Source organism: Ruegeria sp. HKCCA6707, from assembly GCF_013033515.1.
Taxonomy (GTDB): Bacteria; Pseudomonadota; Alphaproteobacteria; order Rhodobacterales; family Rhodobacteraceae; genus Ruegeria.
The window spans coordinates 1-16712 of the sequence record NZ_WQEG01000022.1; the positions used below are offsets into that span (position 1 = coordinate 1).

At 54.8% G+C, this 16712-nt stretch carries 13 protein-coding genes; 7 read left to right on the top strand and 6 right to left on the bottom strand.

Going from position 1 to position 16712, the window contains the following annotated elements:
• Positions 1–491 precede the first annotated feature (491 nt).
• The gene (locus GOW40_RS21795; RefSeq protein WP_171133905.1) at positions 492–3053 is read right to left on the bottom strand and encodes an ATP-binding protein; all 2562 of its coding nucleotides are present in this window, start codon (positions 3051–3053) and stop codon (positions 492–494) included.
• Between the two features lie 46 nt (positions 3054–3099).
• Positions 3100–3579 carry an oxidoreductase gene (locus GOW40_RS21800; protein WP_171133906.1) on the bottom strand — a complete coding sequence of 160 codons (480 nt, stop codon included), beginning with the start codon at positions 3577–3579 and terminating at the stop codon, positions 3100–3102.
• Positions 3580–3714: 135 nt separating this feature from the next.
• Here GOW40_RS21800 and GOW40_RS21805 point away from each other — a divergent pair, with 135 nt between their 5' ends.
• Positions 3715–4329: a response regulator transcription factor gene (locus GOW40_RS21805; RefSeq protein WP_171104008.1), complete on the top strand. Its 615-nt coding sequence runs from the start codon at positions 3715–3717 to the stop codon at positions 4327–4329.
• 660 nt (positions 4330–4989) lie between these two features.
• Positions 4990–5622, top strand: coding sequence for a tyrosine-type recombinase/integrase (locus GOW40_RS21810; RefSeq protein ID WP_171136794.1), 633 nt, complete (start codon positions 4990–4992; stop codon positions 5620–5622).
• A gap of 358 nt (positions 5623–5980) precedes the next feature.
• Here the strand turns inward: GOW40_RS21810 and GOW40_RS21815 are convergent, their stop codons facing one another.
• Positions 5981–6865, bottom strand: a complete 885-nt coding sequence (locus GOW40_RS21815) for a LysR substrate-binding domain-containing protein (RefSeq protein ID WP_171231160.1) — start codon at positions 6863–6865, stop codon at positions 5981–5983.
• A gap of 109 nt (positions 6866–6974) precedes the next feature.
• Here GOW40_RS21815 and GOW40_RS21820 point away from each other — a divergent pair, with 109 nt between their 5' ends.
• From GOW40_RS21820 to GOW40_RS21835, 4 genes are all read left to right on the top strand, one after another.
• Positions 6975–8585: a GMC family oxidoreductase gene (locus GOW40_RS21820; RefSeq protein WP_171133908.1), complete on the top strand. Its 1611-nt coding sequence runs from the start codon at positions 6975–6977 to the stop codon at positions 8583–8585.
• On the top strand, positions 8582–9754 hold the full coding sequence (locus GOW40_RS21825) for a mandelate racemase/muconate lactonizing enzyme family protein (RefSeq protein ID WP_171133909.1): 1173 nt from the start codon (positions 8582–8584) through the stop codon (positions 9752–9754). Before GOW40_RS21820 ends, GOW40_RS21825 begins: the two co-directional genes overlap by 4 nt.
• Positions 9751–11238 (top strand): aldehyde dehydrogenase family protein, encoded by a 1488-nt coding sequence (locus GOW40_RS21830; RefSeq protein WP_254444552.1) that lies wholly within the window; start codon positions 9751–9753, stop codon positions 11236–11238. The genes GOW40_RS21825 and GOW40_RS21830 overlap by 4 nt, the downstream gene beginning before the upstream one ends.
• Positions 11239–11419: 181 nt before the next feature.
• Positions 11420–11908: a hypothetical protein gene (locus GOW40_RS21835; protein ID WP_171231161.1), complete on the top strand. Its 489-nt coding sequence runs from the start codon at positions 11420–11422 to the stop codon at positions 11906–11908.
• A 266-nt stretch (positions 11909–12174) separates the two neighbouring features.
• On the opposite strand, the gene GOW40_RS21840 is transcribed toward GOW40_RS21835, so the two are convergent.
• Complete coding sequence (locus GOW40_RS21840) at positions 12175–13980, bottom strand: caspase family protein (RefSeq protein WP_171133911.1); 1806 nt, start codon at positions 13978–13980, stop codon at positions 12175–12177.
• Positions 13981–14342: 362 nt separating this feature from the next.
• Between GOW40_RS21840 and GOW40_RS21845 the strand changes: the two genes are divergently transcribed.
• Positions 14343–14678, top strand: coding sequence for a hypothetical protein (locus GOW40_RS21845; RefSeq protein WP_171133912.1), 336 nt, complete (start codon positions 14343–14345; stop codon positions 14676–14678).
• Between the two features lie 109 nt (positions 14679–14787).
• Here GOW40_RS21845 and GOW40_RS21850 read toward each other — a convergent pair whose 3' ends face one another.
• Together GOW40_RS21850 and GOW40_RS21855 are read right to left on the bottom strand one after the other, a co-directional pair.
• A complete protein-coding gene (locus tag GOW40_RS21850) occupies positions 14788–15162 on the bottom strand; it encodes a VOC family protein (RefSeq protein WP_171133913.1) in 375 nt (124 codons plus the stop codon).
• A gap of 286 nt (positions 15163–15448) precedes the next feature.
• Positions 15449–15859, bottom strand: coding sequence for a cupin (locus GOW40_RS21855; protein ID WP_174838678.1), 411 nt, complete (start codon positions 15857–15859; stop codon positions 15449–15451).
• Positions 15860–16712: the final 853 nt, after the last annotated feature.

Here is a 16712-nt window from a genome sequence, read left to right on the forward strand (position 1 = left end):
GGCTTCAATCGGTAATTGATTATTTCGAGAGGCTCGAATGACCGCCATGCGGACAAAGCTGCCGTTTCTTCAGAGCGGCGTATGAAGGTGATCTGCACTACCGTATTACGAGCAAAGTTACATGACTTGCTGCGATGCCACGCTCGTGTGTGAGGCTTCTTACATTTCGAAGCGAAGAGAGAACCACACATTCAGCTTCACAGCCGGACGAATGATCACGGGTCTTGTTTTTCAAGTACTTGGATGGCTAACTTGTTTTGTTGATTGGAAGCGACGACAGCTTCTTGCCCGCTTCGACCCAAGTTTTTTCGACCAGACCAACAAAAACACCCGCCGAACAGCGTCGGCGGGCTAAGAACGATAGTTTGTTCCGGTGAGTGAGTACCGTTCTTTTGTTTTTGATCTCCGCATTATTTGCTGCCGATAAATTTTATCAACCTACCAATTAGAATAGCTCGGCAAGACAGAACTCGCCAAAAGTAGACAAAAAACTAGCTAGTGTGCGGGCGCGAACCGTCAGTTTTCTTAAAGAATTCTAGTTTTTCCATTCTCCGGCGAGTCTCTTCGGTCTCTTGCTTTAAGCGGCTTAAAGCGATTTCTAGTGAGTTTGTATCTGCCTCGACAGCTTGCTTACGGGTGTGCTCAACAACTTTCGTCAACGAGCGAAAACCGAACAAAGCGGCTGCACCGCTGAGCTTATGTAGGTGGGATGCTAGTTCCCTTCTCTCATTCAAATCAGGAAGCATCTCGTGTTCCACACAGAAATTGAACATCTCTTCGAAGAATTCCCGCAGAGCATCCTCCATTTGAGCTTGACCTAGTGTATCGCCAAGTTCTTGCAGTATTTTTGTATCAATTAAAGATGCATCTCCCCTCACAGGGCCCGAATCCAACGGTTCTCCCAGCAATACCTTTTGGAGATCCCGGAGGCGAATTGGTTTGGTTGAATAACCGTCCATGCCAGATTTCAGCGCATTTTCGAGATATTCCCCTTCATCGTAAGCAGAAAGCCCGTGAATCCGACTGATTTTGTTCGGGCCACCCGACATTCTGATCCTCTCAGTCAGTTTACACCCATCAGTGTCAGGTAAACCAATGTCCATAAGAATGACATCATGCTTTGTGCTCATTGCCAATTCGTATCCTTCGTCCCCTGAGAGCGCACTTTGAACGTCGTGACCCAAGCTTGATAGCATTTCACAAAGAACCGAGTTGTTGACGGCGTTATCTTCAACGACGAGAACAGAAAGTTTCTGCACACTCGGGGAGGATCTTACTGAGTTTAAGTGATCGATCTTAGGTCCATTTCGCAGAGAGTCGGACGCTTTTTTCATGGGTATAGTTAGGGTAAAATGACTTCCGCGTCCCAACTGTGAGCAAACAGTAATGTCTCCCCCCATCATCCTCGCAATTTTTCTTGAAATTGGTAGTCCAAGACCATCTCCCCTAGGCAGTCGACCTTTGTCTAGTGTAAGAGTCACATAGTCTTCGAAAACTTTTTCAAATTGGTTTTCTGGTATCCCGTCTCCCGTGTCTGAGACAGTCAAAATTAAGTTAGTGATCTGCTGCGAGATGTTGCCGCGCAACTGGACATTGACACTTCCAACGGAAGTAAACTTGATAGCGTTTCCAACCAGGTTCGTGACGATTTGGCCGACACGCACTTCGTCAGCAATGAAGTAGCCGTACAAGTCAGGATCAAGGTCGGTTTTCAGTTTCAATCCTTTTGCCATCGCCAATGGTTGAAGAATTGCAATGACTTGCGATATTTTATTGTGTGGGTTGAACTTAGCAGGTGACAGAACCGGAGATCCAGACTCTATTCGCGCAATATCAAGGGCTTCGTTTACCTGCTTCAGCAGAATTTCTCCAGACGCGATGGCCACCTCCAAGAAGTGGCTTTGTTTCTCCGTATGGTCTGTGGTCTTGAGGAGGTCCAAAACTCCTAGGATGCCAGTGATAGGAGTTCGCATTTCATGGCTCATTATCTCCAAGAACCGAGATTTTGCCCTATCAGTTCGCTCTGCTTTCTCCTTGGCCTCCAATAGCGCTCGCTCATTGCGCTTTCTTTCACTTATGTCCCTCAGGTAAACGGCAACCAAGGGGCTACCGGCCTTTGAAGCCCTTATGACATTGACTTCAGCCGGGAATTCCTCCCCGTTTCGCCTAGTCCCTAAAATCTCAACTCGCTTATTTTCAGAAAACCCAGAAAGAAGATTGGGAAGTTCGGTATTATCGGCCTCATTACCTTCTTGGGAAGGTACAGCAGGCAGAATCGTGCCTTCAATTTTTCTACCTAAAACTTCCTTCTTCTTCGAGCCAAAAACATGCTCAGCAGCTTGATTAAATTCTACAATTTCTCCCTTCTCATTTCCAATCACTATAGCGTCAAGCGAAGCTGAAACTGTCGACTCTAACCGGGCTGTCGTTTCGCGAAGTGCGAGGTCGCGCTTCCTTGATATCCGCAACATTCTGTACAAAAACAAAAGCACAGCAGCCAATAAAATGACGACCGAAGTTGCGATCACACCGGCATTTCTAAGAGTTGATGAAAACTCTTGTCGGCGAGCTTCAGTTCTTTCGGCTCCGATAGACACTCCCAGCAACGACAATTCTCTTGCCACTGGCTTGTAAAGTGTCGTCAAGTCGAAAAGTTCATCAACAACAGCGGGTAGGCTATCGCTTTGAGTAAGTTTGGTAGCTTCTTCGGCGAATTGTTGGAGTTGTTGCAACAGCTCCGTAGCACGGTTATCGCTCTCGATTATTTCTCGAGCGACTCCCTCACTAACGAGGTCTATTCGGCTCAAGGCGATTTGGGTCTGTATGTCGATCCTTGCATTGTCGGGGCTGAGACTTGAAGATTCCCCAAGCAAAACAGAACGCAAATTAGCAAACTCAGTGTCCAGCTGCAAAATTGTCCACTGGGCATTTTCGTTACCAGCAGTGGACAAAGTGCGCTGTTCAAGCCAAAGATTCCGCCCCAAGGCAACCACGAGCGCAACAAGAAATAACACGGATGCCGGAATAAGAATCCTGGCCAGTTTATCTTGCATCACAACTCCCCGAGTCTCTGCCTTTTAGATTAGAGTCGCTTACAACTCATTCGAGGAGAACAATTCGTTGCAACTGCCAGATTGAGCGAGCGAAAGTCGACTCTGTCTGATAGTCAGGACTGTCGTCAAACGGAAACACTATCCAGTAAGGTCCTCTTTCACGAACCGATATTGTGGCGCCGTCAATACGGGTCGCAATTATCGGCACTTCCGCCTCCAACTCTGCAACGGGCATTTCTATTGAATAGTCGTTTAAAGCGAATAGTTTAAGCAGACTACCTTCGGCGTTGAGGTGCCCGAGCAGGCCGGAAACCGGCACGCCGCTGAATTGTCGGACTCCGTCAGTCCAAATTGTAGAAGTAGAGAAGGAAACCTGTTCCAACGAATCCAAGTCCTCCAATGAGAGTTCTATTTGCTCTCCCCCAACAAGTACTACCGTCAATTGAATTGAATTTTGTGCGTTAGCTGATGAAAAACACATCGCGACAAGTACTAAACCGATGCTCAGAACACTTTTTGATATCATAGAGTTGGCCTCCCCAAATGCATGGTGTTACAGTGATGTTACCATTTAATTGGGCAGCGAACATATTGTAAGGAAAGTCGAGCCAATCGCCGCTTGGTGGACAATAGTTCTTTTTCGGAGGCACCCTAGTCGTCGATGCATACCATTTTACTAGCCGATGATCACCAACTGGTTCGCGACACCTTGGCCGCCTATCTGACAGAAAAAGCTGGGTTTGAAGTAAAGGTAGCTTCAAGCGCTGAGGAAGCATACGTATCGCTTTCAGCTTTCAGAAACATCGATCTCGCCATTATCGACTATCAGATGCCAGGAATGGACGGGTTAGAGGGTCTAGTGAGACTCAGATCGCGGTTTCCAAACCAGAAAACAGTGATAATTTCCGGAGTGGCCTCTCCTGAAGTTGCGGATAAAGCCATTGAACTTGGGGCGCTCGCCTATTTTCCAAAGTCTATGCCTGTGGATTTGATGCTAGCTAGTATCAACGAACTGATTGCGAATAATCCTGTTGATCACTCAAGTGACAATTCTCTGGAACAATCTGAAGACAGACTGAAAATCTATGGCTTAACAGCTCGGGAGAGGCAGATCCTACAGATGCTGGCATCAGGTCAATCCAACAAATCGATAGCGCAAGATTTAGGTTTAAAAGAAGTAACCGTGAAGTTTCATATAACGAATATTCTCGGAAAACTGCGGGTGAGTAATAGAACACAAGCCGCTTTGCTAGCAAATTCGAACTCCCGGCTTTAGTTAGGACCTTTTGAACGCTCGCCCGATCGATGTGAAGTATCCGATTTGCTCAGTTCACGTTGCTTTTGTGGACCCGCCCCTATCCTAGACCTTAGTCTTGTTCGCGAACTCTAGAACGGTCAGTAGTAAACCCTGCGTTATGCTCGAGCGCAGAAAAAAACTCAGTGAGCTTGGAAAGCGGCAATATTAGCCTAACTTATTTTAGAGGAAAACAAATGAAGCATTCAAACAATCGGATCAAGAAGCTGGTTCGAACGCTTTTCGTCAAGCATCGAAAAAAAAATTTGTCGCTCCGCCCACAGTTGGGAGGAGCGACCAGAATCGATTAAATAAAGCAACCACTCACCGATTGCTACTTTAGTATAGGAAATCTGAATGCTGGAATCGAGAAAAAACATCGGTGTGACGTGATTGAGTTAAACTCGTAGCTGTTCAGCCTTTCGTCAAAATCTTTTCAGCGACAGTTTTGATACAAAGCAAACCTTAAACGCAAAGAGCCTAACTATCAGAAATGCCCGCTTAGGGCTCAGACCGGCCCAATGCATCCGCGGCGTTTCCCAAAGAACGCGCAACCGACAACGGCCATTCAAATCACAAGTAAATTGAGGCGTCAGCGCTGTGCTGATGTCTGGGTTTGGGGGGAGGATTGGAGGGCAAACTATGCCAAGAGTCCAACTTCCCGCTGTCACCCCGAAACGAAGAGCCTGGAACAAGGGCCGGATCATCGGCCAGAAGCGACCACTGCTGCCGAAACAGGTCTGGGCGATCCGCGCGCGGCTCGAACTGGCGGGCAACCTGCGCGATCTTGCGCTGTTCAACGTGGCAATTGATAGCAAGCTTCGCGGATGCAATCTGGTGAAACTGGCCGTCACCGACCTAGTGAGGGACGATCGCGTTCGCGAACGCGTATCTGTGATCCAGAGCAAAACCAAGCGGCCCGTTCAGTTTGAACTCTCTGAAAACACGCGGGATACCATTGTCGCATGGATCAAGTCACCGGAGATGCTCGGCTGCCGTTTCATGTTTCCCAGCAGGTTTCATGACCGCCTGCATATCTCAACGCGCCAATATGGCCGGCTTGTGAGGGATTGGGTGGCCGCGATTGGGCTGGAACCCAGTGGATACGGCACCCATTCGCTGCGCCGGACCAAAGCAGCGGAGATTTGCCGCAAAACCGGTAATCTAAGAGCGGTTCAACTTCTGCTCGGATACACCAAGGTAGACAGCACAGTACGGTACCTTGGTGTCGAACTCGAAGATGCGCTGAGCATTGCCGAGCAAATCGACATTTGAACCACCTTGGCGGGCGGTTCTTGCCGTTCGCCAATCCTGAGCGGACCTGTGTTCGCAGCGCAGCGGTGGGACGTATCGAGCCCATGCTTCAAATGCTGCGCCAGGCACGAGCGGCAGAGTAGAGCATAAAGCGTCATTTGAAACCCATCCCATTCGTCAGATCCAGCTTTGACTTTGGTAGCGCCGCCGCAATCACATCATGTCGTTCGTCGTAGGAGCAGCATGAACTTGGTATCGTATGCCCAGAGAGCGTGCGTAGTGAGCAGCCGCCGTTTTCAATTCAGCACTTTGGATGCGCGCTATCAAAAATGAATTGGATAACGATTGTGTCCTGCGCAGCAAAGCACTTTGAATTTGCTCACACTTGACGCATCGGAGAAGACCGCTCGACAATCCAATCCAAAAACATTTGACACCCGTAGCTGACAGGGCCGTCCGGGCAGGTGACATAGATCGCCTGATCTGTGTGTTTTTCGAGGGGCAGTGAGCGCACCAGACGCCCGTCTTGCAGATAGGGAAGCGCGAAAAGCTCTGACACCAGCGCATGCCCCATCCCATTTGCGGCAAGTTCCAGGGCGGCAATGCTCTGATCCACATTGAGCGTCGGGATATGCCCGGGGGGCGCCAGGTTCTCCTGGCGGAAAAATTGGTGCCAATTGTCGGCCACACCGATGATCTCGATCAAAGGAGAGTCTCGCAACGCCTCAAGCGTTTCGCTACTTGGCTGCAGGCTTGGGTGGCAGACCGGGACTACCGGCGGACGACCTAGCAGCGTTGCGCGCTGCCCTGGCCAATCCCCGTTCCCGAATCGAATTTCGATATCAAGTTGGCTTGATTGGATCGCGCTAGCCCAAGTGCCCATATGCAATTGCAAATTTACCTCCGGATATCGCGCCCGGAAATCAGGCAACTGCTTCAAAAGCCAGAGCTGCGCAAATGTCGGCAGGCAACGGATCCTCAACGGGCGCATGTGCCTGGTGCCGAAAACATCCCACGTACCCAGCCGAAGGGTTTCGAAGGCTTTGATGACCCAGGGCAGATAAAGCTCCCCCATAGTGGTCAGTTCCATGGGCCGTTTTTTGCGGGAAAACAGCTGATAGCCCAAATGCTCTTCGAGCGACCGTACCTGATGGCTGACAGCGGCGGGCGTCAGTCCGAGTTCATCTCCGGCGCTGGAAAAGTTACCGTTTCGTGAGGCTGCCTCAAATGCGCGCAGCCAAGGTAAAGGAGGTATGTCGTTCATGTGGCATACCAATATTTCAAATTTTTCCATGTATATATCAAAAAATTATTTGTTTATAAAACACCAGTCGTTCGTGCCAGAAACACTTTGAGAGTTGGCAAGGAACGCCATGAAAAACTTTGACTATATCATCGTAGGCGCGGGCTCCGCCGGCTGCGTTCTGGCTGACCGGTTGAGTGTGTCCGGGCGCTACAAAGTGCTGGTGATTGAGGCCGGCGGACGCGGCTGGTCACCTTGGATTGCGCTGCCGCTTGGCTATGGCAAGACCTTTTTCGACCCAAAAGTGAACTGGAAATACCAGACGGAGCCGGAGAATGCGCTGGCCGGACGCGTCGGCTACTGGCCGCGCGGTAAGGTTGTGGGCGGGTCCGGTGCGATCAACGCCTTAGTCTATGCGCGTGGGCTGCCGCGGGACTTCGATGACTGGACAGCGGCGGGGGCGACAGGCTGGGACTGGGAAACGGTACGCCGGACCTATGAAGCGATGGAGACCCGGCTCGGTATTAACGGCGAGCGCCAGGGCAGCGGGCCGCTGCATGTGCAAGATGTTTCGGACCAGATCCACCGGGTGAACCGGCACTTCTTTGCTGCGGCCGAAGAGTTGGGCCTGCCCCGCACCGAGAACATCAATGGCAGCGCCTGCGAAGGCGCAGGAGTGTACCGGATCAACACCAGCGGCGGCCGTCGTATGCATTCAGCGCGGGCCTTCCTGAAACCCGCACTGAAGCGGTCGAATGTCACCCTGATGACCGGGGTGCAGGCCGAGCGGATCATCTTTGAGGGCACGCGGGCCGCTGCCGTGCAGGTGGTGCGTGAGGGCAGGAGGCAAACCCTGCGTGCGGGCCGCGAAATCATCCTGTCGGCGGGTGCCGTGACTTCGCCGCGGCTTCTGCAGCTATCGGGTATCGGTCCGGCGGAACTGCTGAAATCCCACGGCATCACGCCGCTGCTGGATGCGGCGCATGTGGGCGGCAACCTGCAGGATCATCTGGGCATCAACTTTTACTTCCGCGCCACTGAGCCTACGCTGAACAACGTGCTGCGCCCGTTTGCCGGGAAAGTGCGCGCGGCGCTGCAATATGCGCTGACCCGGCGCGGGCCGCTGGCCCTGTCAGTGAACCAGTGCGGCGGCTATTTCCGCTCCGGACCGGATCAGGTCCACCCTGACCAGCAGCTGTATTTCAACCCGGTCACCTATACCAACACGCCGAACGGCACGCGCACGGTGGTGCAGCCCGACCCGTTTCCAGGCTTCATCATCGGCTTTCAGCCAGCCCGCCCCACCAGCCGCGGCCGTATCGACATCAGCGCTGCCGACCCGGCGGCACCGCCCCGCATCCGCCCCAATTCGCTGGCTACCGAAGAGGATCGCGCACAGGTCGTGGCGGGCGGCCGCCTGTGCCAGCGGATGATCAATACTGCGGCACTGGACGAGCTTGTGGATTCGGCGATGGATCCAGACCTGCGGCGCATGGACGACGCGCAGATGCTGGCCGATTTCCGCGAGCGTTGCGGCACCGTATTCCACCCGGTCGGCACCTGCCGCATGGGGCGTGACGCGCAGGACTCGGTGGTCAGTCCGCGGCTGAAGGCGCATGGGGTGCAAGGGCTGCGCGTCGTCGATGCCTCAGTTTTCCCCAACCTGACCTCGGGCAACACCAATGCCCCGACCATGATGCTGGCGCACCGCGCCGCTGATCTCATTCTGGAGGACGCATGAGCACGCCTTATTCCATGTCCGGCGCGGTGCCGGTTGCCAACACCCGCGGCAGGGACGACACTGGGCCGCGGATCCGCCGAATCGAGACCTTCTGCACGCCGCTGATCGGCTTTGTGCGGGTCACCGCAGAGGACGGCAGCACGGGCTGGGGGCAGGTGTCCACCTACAGCAGTGACATTACCTGCGAGATCCTGCACCGCCAGGTGGCGCCTTGGGCGCTGGGGCGCGGCATGGATGCGCTGGAGGATGTGATCGCCGAGATCCCGCTGCGCGAGCACAAGTTCCCCGGCACCTATCTGCGCCGGGCCATGGCGGGTCTGGACACTGCGGTCTGGGACTGGCGCGGTAAGGCTGCGAAAAGGCCCGTGGCCGAGCTGCTGGGCGGCTCGGCAGGGCCGCTGCGGGCCTATGCCTCCTCCATGCGGCGTGACATCACGCCCGGGGACGAGGCCGCGCGCATGCAGCGTCTGCGCGATGACTACGGCTTTGACGCCTTCAAGGTGCGCGTCGGTGCCGAATGCGGCCAGGACCAGGACGAATGGGACGGCCGCACCGAAGCAATCATCCCCGCCATCCGCAAGGCCATGGGGCCGAATGCGGCGCTGCTGGTGGATGGCAACTCGGGCTTTGGTCCCGCCCGCGCGATCGAGGTCGGGCGAATGCTGGAGGCCAACGGCTACGAGCACTTCGAGGAACCCTGTCCCTATTGGGAGCTAGAACAGACCGCCGAGGTTACCGGCGAGCTGTCCATCGACGTGGCCGGCGGCGAGCAGGACTGGGATTTGCAACAGTGGAAGCGGATCGTCGCGATGCGCGCGGTGGATATCATCCAGCCCGATATCCTGTACCTGGGCGGCATGGTGCGCAGCATGGAGGTGGCCCGCATGGGCCATGCCGCCGGGCTGCCCTGCACCCCGCATGCGGCCAACCTGTCGCTGGTGACGCTGTTCACTATGCATCTGTTGCGCGCAGTGCCCAATCCGGGCCGCTATTTGGAATTCTCGATTGAGGGCGACGACTACTATCCTTGGCAGCGCGAGTTGTTCCGCAACGATCCCTTCACCATCACGGACGGCCAGGCGGTTGTGACCGAAGCCCCCGGCTGGGGCGTCGAGATCTGCCCTGAGTGGCTGGCCAAGTCCACCTACAAATGCAGCGAGGACGCATGATGACCTCCAACCGGATGATTTCCACATATTTCGAAACCGGCACCCTGCCGGACCTGCCGCGCGACCATTTCATCGATGGTGCGTTCGTTGCCGCCGACAGTGGCAACCGCATGGAAAGCTTTGATGCCGGCACCGGCGAAGCCTTTGCCGATTTTGCCGCCGGCACCGCGGCCGATGTGGACCGCGCCGTGACCAGCGCGGCCGCAGGCTTCGAGGTCTGGTGCAACACGCCGCCCGCTCGCCGCTGCGCCATCCTCAATGAGGCGGCGCGCCTGATGCGTGCCGAGGCCGACAGGCTGGCGGTGGTCGAAAGTCTCGACAGCGGCAAGACCCTGGCCGAGGCGCAGGGCGATGTCGCGGGTTCGGCGCGCCTGTTCGAATACTACGCAGGTGCCGCCGACAAGCTGGACGGGCGCAGCGTCAACCTCGGCAACGGCAACGCCGCCTTCACCCTGCGCGAGCCGGTGGGCCTGACCGCCCATATCGTGCCATGGAACTACCCAACCTCGACCTTTGTGCGCGGTATTGCGCCGGCTCTGGCGGCGGGATGTTCGGCAATTGTGAAACCGGCGGAGACCACGCCCTTTACCGCGCTGATGATCGCTGAACTTCTGGTGCGTGCAGGCGTGCCTGCGGGGGTCGTCAACGTGGTCACCGGCACCGGCATCGAGGCCGGTGCGCCGCTGGTTACCGACCCCCGGGTGCGGCATGTGACCTTCACTGGTTCGGTTGCGACTGGCGTGGGCGTGATGCAGAACGTGGCCCCGAACGTGACCGGGCTGACGCTGGAACTGGGCGGCAAGTCGCCGCTCGTCGCCTTTGCTGATGCCGATGTAGAGGCGGTGGCGGAGGGCGCGCTGTGGGCCATTTTTTCCAACTCCGGGCAGATTTGCTCGGCTGGTTCCCGACTCGTGATCCATCGCGATCTGCACGCCGAGGTGCTGGAGCGGCTGGTCAGAAAAACACAAGGCCTGCGCTTCGGTCACGGGCTGCGCAATCCTGATATGGGTGCGGTAAACTCAGAACGGCATTTGGCGCAGATTGCGGGCCACGTGGAGCGTGCCCGCGCGCGCGGGGTGGAAATCGCCACCGGTGGCAACATCGCAACTGATCCGGAAACCGGCAAGGGCTGGTTCTTTGAACCGACCATCCTCGACAATCTGTGTGCCGGTGACGATACGGTGACCCAGGAAATCTTTGGTCCTGTTCTTGCCGTACAAACCTTCGAAAGTGAAGAAGAAGCACTGGCGCTTGCCAATGGTACCGATTTTGCTCTGGCGGCCGGGATCTACACCCGCGACATGTCTACTGCCTTGCGCATGGCGCAGCAGGTGGATGCGGGGCAGGTCACCGTCAACGATTATTGGGCCGGCGGTATCGAACTGCCCTTTGGTGGCAACCGGAAATCCGGTTTCGGTCGCGAAAAAGGGTTGGAGGGCCTCGACGCCTATACCCGTTCAAAATCTATCACGCTTGCAGTGTGAAGCATTGCAAGACTCGAGAATTCAAAGACGAGGGACATAAAGCTGCAGACCGCTCAATAACGGAGTTCGGGATTTGGTTCGGCGATGCCACTCGCACCGGTGCGTGCTTTCGAGTATCTGCGCATACTTTTCATAGATTTGTTTCTGTGCCTGGAGGTCTTCGAAGCAGCCCGAAGCATTGATGCCTGCAAAACTGCCAAGATGGAAGTCCGCTGTTGGCGGAGCGAACAGTCAGTCGTGCTCCTACCGCCTCTCTGGAACTGCAGCCGGTTCCAAAGACCGCTTTGGGCTGCCTGCCGTCATTGTACTGGGCGATGGGAGCGGCGGCTTTGACCCGGTCTGGATTGTCGGCGAGGGCTGCGGCGAAAGTGCGGTCTCGGTTCGGGTCAAATCGACACCTGCGAACGACCGCTTCAACGACATGCGCTGCATCGCAACGATGGGCGCGCTGCGTGTGCGAATAGATGCTGCGTCAGCAAAGGCCAAAAGTCCAATGTCGGGTATCGTCCGCAGAGCGGACATACTTCGCGATTTTGCGAACGTCTGCCTCGAGCCCATTTTGTCCGATGCCGCGCGGCGCATGAATGTTCGGCACCGCATATTTAATCGATGGTCAGGCGATAAATCCCAGCTCTTTGTCGGTGGCTGTCGCTACATATTTTTCCCTTGAGGGCATGGGTCTCGATTGCCAAGGCGGTTCGAAGGTGAAACTTGAAACTCTGCAACCGTCAGGTACAGCGCCGTTTCCAGCCCCGAGCGCGTAATAGGATTTCAAATCGGCTGAGTAGCCGAGCATTGCAAACACCATGGACGAATCTTTAAAACCGGCTCCCAACTTCGAGGCGAAGGCCACCGTCGAAGGAAGAATCAGTCTGTCGGGCACGTCCAGTTTGGCTACGTAAGACACCGCGGACATCACCGTCGATGTTGCCCGCACTATTCGATTTCTATGATGAAGGATCTTATGCCGGTCTGAATGTCGTTCCATTGAGGTGATGGAGGTGTCCTCCCCGCGCGGGCACGATATGGTTCGTTGTTATAGAACGTTGCCCGGTGTTCACGATCAGCATAGTTGTCGAGGTTGTTCGGCATCCAGTTCGTATAATTCAATGGTTCACCCGTCACCCATCTCCACCCGCCTGCCGGTTCTCGGGAACCGGGGGGCTGGTACAAACCGATATGTGGGCCCACTGCCTCCGATAACCGTGTCCCTACGTTGGTTTGCCTCCAGAATCGGTCATCCTCGGAGATCAGATTGAAGACGAAGCTGTTTTCCGCCGGCGAGGTCAGAGTCACTAAGTGGCCGCCCGCTGCTTCGGACAGGGCGAGCGCATCGTCCCAGCTTATGTTCTCCCAGATCAGGGCGGCGATATAGACCCGTCCATCGAAAAAACCGTAGACGAGGTCTTTGCCGCTCAGTACGCGGACAGCGGCGAGCAGGCGTTCGTCGGTCTCGATAAGCGCAAGCTGTTGCAGGTCATATTTGCGCGCGTCTTTGGACGCATAAATGACCCGATCACTCTCTTCAGGGGCTGTCAAGGGGACCCCCAGGGCCTCGGCCGTGCCGCGCGTAACTACTCCGGTCGACGGAAGTTTGGCTGCCGCCTGAAAATCCGCGATCGCCCGCCGCGTCTGCTGGCCGATCACGCCATCCTCCGATCCGGCGTTGTAGCCGCGCTCATTCAGCGCCGCCTGCACAATACGCGCATCTTCGGTCGAGAGCCCCAGAGTGCGCTCGGCCGAGGCTGCTGCCTCGCGCGAGACCGTCACCCGGCCACTATCGGTAACCTCGCTTCCTGGTGCCTGGGCTAGCAACTGGGCCGTCAGTTCTTCGCGCGCCGCCAGCGCCAATTCGCTCAACGATCCTTTCGGGAAGCGCTTCAGGTAAATGTCCCAAGCCCTCTCGGTATTGATAGCCATCGCGGCCTCGAATATCGCCTCCTCCTGCGCCGACGCGATCACCGCGCCCTGACCGTCTTCGCCGAGGTTGAGATAGACCTCCAACGCCAGGTCGTTCGTGACCGTCGGCACTTGGTTGTTCTCAGTGTCGGCCTTAACGTCGCGGATCACGCGCTTCATCAATGTCAGGATCTCCACGTTCTCAGTGGGAAGGTGCCGGGCCAAAGCTTCTGTAAATGGTGAGTTGCCCGAGGTGCCGTCATAGGCCACTTGCCCGGGCGAAGCTGCGAACATCAGCATCGAGCCTTGGAAGCGGCCTGTCATCGGCGCCAGACCGCGCGTCGTGAGAGCCCGCGTCGGCGAGTAATTCTTTGTGTAAAAGTCGGTTGCGAGTGGGTTGTCGCGACAGGCGTCTATGAAGACGAGCGCAGCTCTGCTTTTTTCTTCAAGCATCTTGACGATCCGGTCGAGCGGCAGCGCTTCGCTCTGCACGTCGAAGGCGCTTTGCAGAGCAGCGTCGGTGCCCAAAAGGTAGTTTCGCCCCTCGAACTGCATCCCGTGTCCAGCGTAGTAGAAGAGCGTTAGTTCGGCGCCTTCGGTCTCGTTGAGGAAAGCCGAGAATTCAGCGGCCAGCTCCGACCTTTTGAGGTCAGTCGCGAGTGTGACCTCAAAACCCAACCTGCCCAACGTCTCCGCAACGAGGCGAGCATCGCTCACCGGGTTCGCAAGTGGGAGCGCGTTGGCGTAGTCCGCGTTACCGACGACAAATGCCGTCCGCTTCTCAGCAAGAGCGGGAAGTGCCCCAAATACCAGAACACAAACAAGAACAAATTTATGAAGCACCGCTACCTCACTTCTATCTGATCGTTGCCACCTGTCTCGGAGCGCTAACCAAGAAAGAACGATACCCCAAGCGTCGGATCTCTATCCGCTGAGAACTTATCATTTCCAAAAGAAGCATGATTAACCAAACGGCCCCAGTTGACAGGGAGGACATACAAAATCTCGCGCGCTCGCAACTCAACACGAGCACTAACTCTTCTAATAAACCCAATTACGTTGATTCTGTCATGTGGGTCAGCGAAGCGGGTCACACAACCAATCTGTCGGCATAGAATTCGTCAGATTTGACAGTGACTAGCTTCTAGCGGACCATGTTCTTGTGAGCGCATGCATTTCGCGCCGCAATTTTTGTTGGAGTTACTATGAGCGTTTTTTACGGTATTTTGTTTTCTCTTTTCACTGCAGCAGTGGTCATCGCGGGCGATCTGCTCATTAAGGTTGCTGCGGATGGCGCGCGGGCGATTACGTCACCACCCATGATTGCGGGCATCCTACTTTATGCCTTTTCAGCCATCCTTTGGTATTTTGCGATGCGCCATGTGTCTCTTGGGCAAGCGGCTGTGGCTTACTCGATGTTGTCGTTGATAGTTCTTTGCGGCCTGGGTTGGGCTTTCTTCGGCGAAACAATCGGATATCGCGAAGTCGCGGGCATAGGATGCGCCTGTCTCGCGATGGTCCTGATGATGCGGGTTGCGTGAAAACGTCTTCGTATTCGCACCAAAGTTTGAGACCGCCATAGAGGTCATGATGGAAATGTACTGAGCAATCGGGTCGGTGCACTTCGCAGCCAATAGCGCCTAAGACCGGTTATCCCTCGGTTTCAAAGTCAACGTGGATATGATTGCCGTCAAAGTCGCTCAGATTGACCTGAACAAGCGCTATTCCCGGTACTGGATCAATTGTATGGGCAATGCCAAGCTTTTTAAGTTTGCCAACAAATTCGTCCAAGCCCGTTGCTTTGAAGGCAAAGTGTTCCAGAGAAGGGTTCCCACCTGCAACAGGATCCTCACTCACCCCAACCAAATGCACGACCGCAACGTCATTCAAGTACAGCCAGGCGCCGGGGAAGTTGAAATCCGGGCGTTTCCCCGGATAGAGACCAAGAACATCACCATACCAATCAACCATTTCTTCAAGGTTGGCTGTGCGTACATTTACGTGGTCGAAAGCTGTCAGTGTCATTATTAGTTCCTAGAAGGTCGCTCGAACAAAATATACATGAAACCCCTTTCAGGATTTGGCCAATACCACACAACACAATTGGCAGTGGCATTTTCGCCAATGAATTGTGTGCCTTGGATTGGATGAAAAGCGCTGCGAAACAGCCAGGAATATCGGTTTCGTCAAACAAACACGAACAGCCTACACTCATTGGAACTAGATGACACCTAGGTTTCGGAGCACTATTCAGACGACCAATACTGCGAAGAATACGGACAGGCGTATAACATGATCAGGAGAACCGCCATTACTCGTATTGTACAATCAGAGACAGAAAGTCTTCGTCGCTTGTTACAACTGTGTGGTGACCCTTTCCGTGCTTGTCTTCCATATGCCAAACGTCGCCTGGACCAATATCCTTGAAGTCGCCATCGCTCGCGGTCACTCGTACCGCACCAGAAAGACAAATGAGCTTTTGAGCGACGGGTGTAGGATGAACTGGTTCATCCCAGCCTTTCTTGAGCCTCAAAAACATGGTTTGCGTAACCGCCTCGGGCTTTGAAATTTCGATTGCTTTCGCAGGAGGCGCGAATGTTTGCTCTTCAAGTTCAACTTCAATTTCTTCCCAATGGCTTTCGCCTTGGGCGTCTGAGTACAACTTTTTGAATTTCACTTTTTTGCCCTTCTTATTTGAACAGCCCAAGTCAACATAAGACATTGTGACGGGAAGCAGCAAAACTCAAATTGGGCTCGGAAGCAGACATCGAAACAGTCTAATCGAATAACTGCTTTGTGACATGGCCAGTCGGTGCCCTATCAATAGATTAACTTCTTTAGTTCCTTGTCGGCGCGGATATCGGCTTCGGCCTGTTCAGTGTTTTTTTGGGGTTCCTGCTGTGAACGTTCCAATGTGGCGGCAATCTGAATCTTCACCCTTTCGAAAGATGTCAAAGCGACCCGCCTTGACGTTTCCAGCGCCTAAGAAAGTGCCATTTTGGTAGAATTGAGACATGCTTGCCTTCCTTTTAATCTGAGCAATAGGTTTTCTTTATTCGCGTCTGGGATGTTGGGGGTGTCTCAAATGAGACTGCCTTAAATTGCCTCGCTCACTCTGCCCCGCTTCGGCGGGGCCTTTTCTACGTGGTTCCTTGGTGAGGCGGTTTGCTTCTCCTTGGCATGCCCTTAAGGGATTGATGTCATTCGGGTGCGTGGGCTACCCAATGCTGCCCGTTAGTTGCTTGAGGGCGCGAGCCATGCGAGTTAGCTCATTCACAGCCCTGCGACTATCTTCGGCCTCCCGGCTTCGCATCCCGTGCTTATAGGCAGGGTTAGCCTTCCCTGACCCATGCCCCACGCCTGCGCCGTGCATTCGACACACCATCCAGCCACGTACAGCAGGGTTATTGCACGGAAGACCGGTGCGCTTGGACTTCGCCGTACATCGGGGGGCCCCATGCGCCCTTTGCATAGGGTTGGTGTCAACTTTCATTTCTTACCTCCCCCTGTTTCAACGTTACCGACGATTGCCTGACCGCCTTCTTTGACCTCGACGCGTTCGACACGGACGGTTT